The sequence below is a fragment of the Bradyrhizobium sp. BRP22 genome, assembly GCF_020194175.1.
Classification (GTDB): domain Bacteria; phylum Pseudomonadota; class Alphaproteobacteria; order Rhizobiales; family Xanthobacteraceae; genus Bradyrhizobium.
Map to the genome: position 1 here is coordinate 1 of NZ_JADYVX010000103.1, position 970 is coordinate 970.

2 pseudogenes and 1 riboswitch are annotated in these 970 nt (G+C 61.2%); both pseudogenes read right to left on the bottom strand.

What is annotated here, in order from left to right:
- Positions 1 to 226, bottom strand: a pseudogene (locus tag I6F35_RS39545) (IS256 family transposase); the annotation flags it as partial.
- A pseudogene (locus I6F35_RS39550) lies at positions 222 to 595 on the bottom strand (DDE-type integrase/transposase/recombinase); the annotation flags it as partial. The pseudogenes I6F35_RS39550 and I6F35_RS39545, both read right to left, overlap by 5 nt.
- 125 nt (positions 596 to 720) lie before the next feature.
- Positions 721 to 930: riboswitch (cobalamin riboswitch) on the top strand.
- Positions 931 to 970: the final 40 nt, after the last annotated feature.

Genomic DNA, 970 nt, shown 5'->3' on the forward strand with positions numbered 1-970 from the left:
GTGGGCAACGGGGTTGATCGTCATGCGATTGTGGTGAGCTTGAACAGCCGCACGCAAAACCAACAATTGCTTATGCGCCTTCAATCGTCGGAAGCCCCTTGTTGGCCTCGATCATGCCGGCCGCGACCCATCGCAAGGCCACCGGCATCTCGCCAGCGTTTGACTTGCGTGTGACGCGGTGAATGGTGCCCATCATGTTCTCGGCGATGTTGGTACGGGCGAGCGACGTATAGACGGAACTTGTCCGTGATCATCACGCCCGACGGCGTGCTGCGGATTTCAACAGCTTCATGAGCCGCTGCGCAGCGCGCGAGTTTCTTTGACCGCAGGATCAAGACCTCGAGAACGAAGCCATTCTGGTCGACAGCGCGTCAGAGCCAATGTTGTCCGCCCGATCGCGATAACGACTTCGTCCAAATGCCGTTTGTGGCGGCGAGCGGGGGCGGGCTGGCAGATCCGATCGGAGAACGGCTTGCCGAATTTCTTTCCCCAGTGGTGACTGGTTCCCCCCAACGCAACGTTCCCGCCAGCAAGACCGCGACCATGCGCAAGCTTAAGTTAACCGGAAATACAACCAGACGGCATAGCTGCTCACTTCCGGTGCAAGCGACGGTGGCGATAAAGAGAGCCCGGGCCGTCGGCATGCTGGTCATCTATCCCACGGCTGCTCCATTCCGTAACGTGACGGTGCCGACTTGACGAATCTCGGTGGATGGGGCCTACATGTAGCGCTGTCACGATCTTCCATTCCCACTTCTAGTGGATGGAAGCCAAGAGGGAACCCGGTGCGCCGGCAATATTCCGAGGCTGCCCCTGCAACTGTAAGCGGCGAGCGGTTGTCACCATGGTCACTGGCGCGACAGCGCTGGGAAGGCCGACAGCCGCAGCGACCCGCGAGCCAGGAGACCTGCCGCGACAGCACGAACGTCCTCGGGCGGGGTGCCCCGGTGGGTCGCTTGCAGCCGGGGAC